Below are 1,779 nucleotides of genomic sequence, written 5' to 3'. Positions count from 1 at the left end.
TGCCCGCCCCCTGACGCGGCCCGCCATCCCCGACGCCATCCCCGGCCCGCTTGCGCCGCGCCCCGGGCCGCGCGAACCGACCCCGCGTGCGGCAGGGGCACGCTTGCCCCCGCGCCTTTCTCCGCGCGGCACCGGCGCCCGCCCCGGCCCGCTGGCAGCCCCGGGGCGCGGAGATCGACCGGCTTGCATTGCCCCCACGCGTTCCAGGCGCCGCGGCCGGAACCTGCGTCATTCTCGGGGTGGACGGGGCCCGGCCCGACGCATCCGACGCGCCTGCCGCCCGCCGGACCTCCGGCCGCACGCCACGATGGCGGGGCCGCGCCTTGCGGATGCCGGAGCCGCCGCGCCCGGTTCCGCCGCTAGCGTCCGCCCATGCGGCGGAGCGCCCGGCCCAGCCCCTGCGCGAGCGCCGCGCGCTCCTCCGCCGACATCGCCTCGAGCGTGTCGAGCAGCGCCGCGTGCCCCGCCGACTGGAGCGCCAGCGTGGCCTCGCGCGAGCGCGCCAGCGCCTGCGCCGCCGCCGCGCGGTCGAAGGGCTCGGCCAGGAGCGCGCGCTGCACCTCGCGCAGGCTCCGCCCGATCTCGCTCCGCTCGGCGCGCAGGCGCGGCATGTCCGCCTCGATCCGCCCGCGCACCTCGTCGCGCTGCTCGCGCGGCAGGGCGAGCGCGAAGGGGCCGAGGCCGAGGGCGCGGATGGCGGGCGCCTCGCCCGGTCCGTTCCGCCCCAGGATCGCGCCGCCGACGAGACCCGCGACCGCGAGGTTCAGCGCCAGCGACACCGCGAGCGCGATCTTCACGCCGCGCCCCGCCCGGCGCGGCGGTTCGGGCGGTTGCGGCGGCACCGGGGGCACCGGGGGAACGGGCTCAGACATCGTCCACCTCCAGCGCGAGTTCCGCCAGGTCGGGCATCCAGGCCCCGCCTTCCGCCGCCACCGGCCAGAGCCCGCCGCCCAGCGTGTCGAGCGCCCCGGGCGACCAGAACCCGACCGCGAGGCCGACGAGGCCCGCCGCCGTCACGCCCGAGAGACCGCCCCATCCGCCCAGCGCCGCGACGAGGCCCGGCGGCTCGCGGAACAGCCCGCGCCGCCGCGGCGCGGGCGTCGCCGCCTCCGCCTGCACCCGCGCCGCATCCGCGAGGACGCGCGCCACGAGGTCCGGCCCCGGCCGCTCCGCCCCCGCCTCGGACAGGAGCGCGTCCAGCGCCCGGTCCGTCCCGTCGCCTCTGTCAGTCACCATAGCCCAGCGCCTCCTTCTGTCCGTCGAGCGCCGCCTTCAGCGCCCGTTTGCCGCGGGCGGTCAGGCTCTCGACCGCCTCCACGCCGATCTCCAGGACCTCGGCGATCTCGGGGTTCGTCATCCCCTCGATATGCCTCAGCACCACCGCCTGCCGCTGCCGCTCGGGCAGGGTGGCGAGCGCGGCGTCGAGCGCCGCCATCCGGTCCGCCTCGGCCATCCGCGCCTCGACGCCCGGCCCCGCGTCCGGCGTCTCGGGGTCGAGGCCGGTCGCGCGCCCCGCCCGCCGCAGCCGGTCGATGGCGAGGTTCGCCACCACCCGGTGGAGCCAGGTCGCGGGCCGCGCCGCGCCGTCCGTCCGCCAGCCGCCCGCCGCGCGCCAGAGCCGCAGCATCGCCTCCTGCGCCACGTCCTCGGCCTCGGCCCGGTCGCCCAGCACGCGCGCCGCATGGCGCAACGCCCGCGGCAGGAGCCGCGCGGTCAGGGCGCGCGCCGCCGCCGGGTCGCCCCGGGCGAAGAGCACCATGAGCGCACCGTCGTCGAGCG

At 79.9% G+C, this 1,779-nt stretch carries 3 protein-coding genes; all 3 read right to left on the bottom strand.

Annotation, left to right across the window (positions count from 1 at the left end; genetic code table 11):
• Nucleotides 1-359: 359 nt before the first annotated feature.
• Nucleotides 360-872: a periplasmic heavy metal sensor gene (locus ACTS11_RS03605; RefSeq protein ID WP_442638975.1), complete on the bottom strand. Its 513-nt coding sequence runs from the start codon at nt 870-872 to the stop codon at nt 360-362.
• Nucleotides 865-1,236: a hypothetical protein gene (locus ACTS11_RS03600; RefSeq protein ID WP_442638974.1), complete on the bottom strand. Its 372-nt coding sequence runs from the start codon at nt 1,234-1,236 to the stop codon at nt 865-867. Before ACTS11_RS03600 ends, ACTS11_RS03605 begins: the two co-directional genes overlap by 8 nt.
• Nucleotides 1,226-1,779: RNA polymerase sigma factor (locus ACTS11_RS03595; RefSeq protein ID WP_442638973.1), on the bottom strand; the 554-nt coding region annotated here is incomplete at its 5' end. The genes ACTS11_RS03595 and ACTS11_RS03600, both read right to left, overlap by 11 nt.

It is taken from the genome of Roseicyclus sp., from assembly GCF_052168335.1.
Classification (GTDB): Bacteria; Pseudomonadota; Alphaproteobacteria; order Rhodobacterales; family Rhodobacteraceae; genus Roseibacterium.
This window is presented reverse-complemented; position numbering and strand designations above follow the sequence as displayed.